The sequence below is a fragment of the Psychrobacter sp. CAL346-MNA-CIBAN-0220 genome (assembly GCF_040309805.1).
Classification (GTDB): Bacteria; Pseudomonadota; Gammaproteobacteria; order Pseudomonadales; family Moraxellaceae; genus Psychrobacter.
The window spans coordinates 1-263 of the sequence record NZ_JBEOPF010000385.1 but is presented as its reverse complement, the minus strand read 5'-3'; the positions used below and the strand labels follow the sequence as shown (position 1 = coordinate 263).

The 263-nt window shown below is 32.7% G+C and carries 1 protein-coding gene; it reads right to left on the bottom strand.

Translation table 11 applies throughout. The annotated features are described in order from the left end of the window. The coding region (locus AAEY88_RS14065; RefSeq protein ID WP_350563373.1) for a glutaredoxin domain-containing protein at positions 1-126 on the bottom strand (126 nt) is incomplete at its 3' end. Between the last annotated feature and the right edge of the window lie 137 nt (positions 127-263).

Here is a 263-nt window from a genome sequence, read left to right as displayed (position 1 = left end):
GCCTTCGGCATGAATATCAATATATTTGAATTTAAAATCTTCACTTTGCGCCGCTAACTTTTCTGATAATTCAACAGCTCGAACACAATATGGGCAACCTGGGCGGCCAAAAATAACTACAAACATGGTGACTCCTGTTTAATGATATGGCCAATTTATACCATAAGTACTTTTCAAATCATAATTCAACGCAATTAATTTTGTTTTAACTCATATCGATTTTATATTTGCCTTGATAGTCAAAAAATGAATCAACTAAATCC